Source organism: Streptomyces sp. SID486, from assembly GCF_009865385.1.
GTDB lineage: Bacteria > Actinomycetota > Actinomycetes > Streptomycetales > Streptomycetaceae > Streptomyces.
In genome coordinates this window covers 1-2,543 of the sequence record NZ_WWJT01000713.1, presented here as the reverse complement: position 1 = coordinate 2,543, position 2,543 = coordinate 1, and the positions used below count along the sequence as shown (strand labels likewise).

Below are 2,543 nucleotides of genomic sequence, written 5' to 3'. Positions count from 1 at the left end.
GGCCCGGAAGGCCGCCAGTTCGGCCCGCGCGGCACGGGCGTCGTCCAGTTCCTGACCCGGCAACTGCGGGCTGCGCAGGAAGAGATGGTCGTGGGCGTCGCACACGCCCAGGTCCTGGGGCCGGACGTCGCCGAGAACCGTACGGACCTGGGTCACCACTGCCGCCCGCGCGGAAGGCGGTCCCGGCCGGGTGCGGACAGGTGCAGCACCTCGAAGACGTCGCCGTCGGCCACGGGGGTGTCCTGCTCCCACAGCGAGAAGTGCAACAGTTCCCAGCGGTGCGCGTCCACGGCCGCCGCCGCGAGCACGGCACCCTCCTGTGCCGCCAGCCGCTCCGTTGTGGCCGCCGCGTCCTCCATCAGCGGCGTCAACTCCACCCCCTCGGGGACGGGCTGCCTCCGCCGCACCGCGAACGCCGGCCGGGCGCCGCCGCCCTCGGCGACGGCGAGACCGGTCCACTGCCGTACCGCGGGTCTGCCGAAGTCGTCGACGAGCCGCTGGAAGGGGCCTCCCCACAGGAAGCGGTTCATGCCCTCGGCCGTGTTCCACAGGTAGAACGGCGCGTACTGGTTCACCGGCGAGCCGTGCACCCCGCGCTCACGCACCAGGTACGCCTTGCAGCCGAGGCCCTCCCAGTCCTCCAGCAGCGGTTTGACGCGCGCCACCCGGGCACGGATGACGTCCATGTCGTAGTCGGCCGGGAGGGTCAACTCGTACTGCATGGCGTGCAACAGGGGTTCCTTCCGTCATGACGGGCGTGGCAGGGCGGGGCGGTCCGTGGTGGGACGGCCGCCGCCGGAGTGGTCGGAGGAGCGGATCCGGGGCGCCGTGCGGCGGCGCGCACGTGACTCAGTCCTGCCGTCCGGGGTCCGGCGCGGCGAGCAGGGAGAGGAGGCCGCGCACACCGGCGTCGAACGCGGCGGGTGACCCGGAGGCGCGGGCCAGGACATAGCCGCCCTGCACGGTCGCGAGGGCGGCGGCGGCGATGTCCTGGCCGTCCAGACCGGGTGCGAACCGGCCCTGCCGCTTGCCCTCCTCGACGATCGCGGCGATCCGCTCACGAATGGCGGCGATCGTCTCGTCGACCGGGGCGCGCAGTTCCTCGCTCGCGATCACCTCCGGGTCCATCGTGAGCCGGCCGACAGGGCAGCCGCGCAGTACGTCCCGCTCGCGCGTCAGGTACGCCTCGATGCGCTCGTACGGCGTGCCCGGACCGCCGAGCACGGCCTCGGCGGTGGCCCGCATCTCCTGCGCGGTGCGCCGGACGGCGGCCAGGGCGAGATCGGGCTTGCCCTTGAAGTGGTGGTACATGCTGCCCTGGCCGGCCCCGGCGCGCTCCAGGATCGCCTTGGGGCTGGTGCCCACGTACCCGCGCTCCCACAGCAGCTCCCGAGTGGACTCGATCAGCCGTTCGGAGGTGTTCATGCGCCCACTGTACATACCAGTAGTTACAGAAATCCAGTGAGTACGGCGGACGGGTACGGCGGACGGGCGCGTGGGGCCGCCGGGAGCAGCCGGTCACCGGCTCCGTACTCCAGGGGAGGTACGCGGGGTGCAGCCGGCCGCACGACGACGCCGACCGCCTGCCGGAGGGAGCCTCGGTACCGCACCCCGAAGCACTGGAAGCACCCGGGACACCCGGAGCACTGGAAGCACCCGGAAGCGCCCGGAGCACCGGAAGCACCCGGAAGCGCCCGGAGCACCGGAAGCACCCGGAAGCGCCCGGAGCACCGGAAGCGCCCGGAGCACCCGGGACACCCGGAGCACCCGGGACACCCGGAGCACCCGGAGTACCCGAAGCACCGGAAGCACCGGAAGCACCCGGAACACCCGGAGCGCCCGGAGCACCCGAACCATCCGAACGACGAGGGAGACGACCCGAGATGCGGACACTGGCGCAATGGGACGGCGGGCCCGGCCCGTGGATCCTGTTCTTCCCCCTGATCTGGGCGGCCGTGGTGGTGGGCGCCGTCACCGTCCTGCGCCGCACCGCCTGGCGCGGACGCGGCGGTTCCTGGCGTCCGGTGGAGCGGGGCCGCCCGGCGGGCGGCTCGCCGCTCGCGGTCCTCGGCCGCCGCTTCGCCTCCGGCGAGATCGACGAGGACGAGTACTGGCGTCGCTCGTCGGTCCTGGAGGAGCACTTCGGCCGCCTGGGCGGAGGCGGCACGGCCTGACGGGACGCCGCGGGCCGGGAGCGGGACGTGAGGCGGCCCGCGCGTCACCGCGCGGGCCGTCGTGCCGTCCGCCCGGAACACCGGACGGACGGCACGGACCGGTCGCGGCCCGGTCAGCCGGGCACCACGGCCCGCCCGGGGACCGGCGCCCCGGGCGCTGGTGAGGCGGGCACCGGAGCGACGGGGGTCGTGGCACGGGCACTTGCGGAAACCGGAACCTCGGAGGGCGCCGCCGCTCCCGCCGGAACCGGGGTCCCGGAGGGAACCACGGCCACGGCCACCGCCGGGGCCGGCGCCGGAGCCCCGGCCGGCACAGGCGTTCCCGCCGTACCCCGAGCCGGAGTCCCGGCCGGTACGGGCGCACCCGCC

At 74.8% G+C, this 2,543-nt stretch carries 3 protein-coding genes and 1 pseudogene; 1 reads left to right on the top strand and 3 read right to left on the bottom strand.

The window, feature by feature from the left end; translation table 11 throughout:
- From GT045_RS33360 to GT045_RS33350, 3 genes and pseudogenes are all read right to left on the bottom strand, one after another.
- A pseudogene (locus GT045_RS33360) lies at positions 1-159 on the bottom strand (phosphotriesterase); the annotation flags it as partial.
- Positions 153-731, bottom strand: coding sequence for a DUF4865 family protein (locus tag GT045_RS33355; RefSeq protein WP_161336481.1), 579 nt, complete (start codon positions 729-731; stop codon positions 153-155). The pseudogene GT045_RS33360 and the gene GT045_RS33355, both read right to left, overlap by 7 nt.
- A 118-nt stretch (positions 732-849) precedes the next feature.
- Positions 850-1,440 (bottom strand): TetR/AcrR family transcriptional regulator, encoded by a 591-nt coding sequence (locus GT045_RS33350; protein ID WP_161336480.1) that lies wholly within the window; start codon positions 1,438-1,440, stop codon positions 850-852.
- Positions 1,441-1,883: 443 nt separating this feature from the next.
- Between GT045_RS33350 and GT045_RS33340 the strand changes: the two genes are divergently transcribed.
- The gene (locus GT045_RS33340) at positions 1,884-2,174 is read left to right on the top strand and encodes an SHOCT domain-containing protein (RefSeq protein WP_161336479.1); all 291 of its coding nucleotides are present in this window, start codon (positions 1,884-1,886) and stop codon (positions 2,172-2,174) included.
- Positions 2,175-2,543 lie beyond the last annotated feature (369 nt).

Bases quoted from the DNA above. Each gene is read 5' to 3' on its own strand.
- GT045_RS33340 (WP_161336479.1), top strand. From the start codon at position 1,884: ATGCGGACACTGGCGCAATGGGACGGCGGGCCCGGCCCGTGGATCCTG.
- GT045_RS33350 (WP_161336480.1), bottom strand. From the start codon at position 1,440: ATGTACAGTGGGCGCATGAACACCTCCGAACGGCTGATCGAGTCCACT.